General features: G+C 31.2%; 1 protein-coding gene. It reads left to right on the forward strand.

Annotation, left to right across the window (positions count from 1 at the left end):
• Nucleotides 1–51: 51 nt before the first annotated feature.
• Nucleotides 52–298, forward strand: a 247-nt coding sequence (locus AAHB12_RS31540) for a nucleotidyltransferase domain-containing protein (protein WP_342048969.1), incomplete at its 3' end; no start/stop codon positions are given.

Here is a 298-nt window from a genome sequence, read left to right on the forward strand (position 1 = left end):
AGGAAAATTGGGTAAAAAATAATTCACCAAATTAAAGAGGAGGCCAGAGAAATGTTTAAAGACTATTCAACATTAAATGCTATTGTAAATAAATTTTCACAATTACAGGAGGTAGAAGCAATACTACTTGCGGGTTCCCATACAACCAACATTCAAGATGAAAACTCTGATTATGACCTATATATCTACTCCAACAAAGAAATTCCCATCGTAAAAAGAGAAGAAATCACAAGGGAATTTTGTGATTATATAGAGATTAATAATCAATTTTGGGAGACAGAAGATGATGGAATCATAA

Source organism: Bacillus sp. OTU530, from assembly GCF_038440375.1.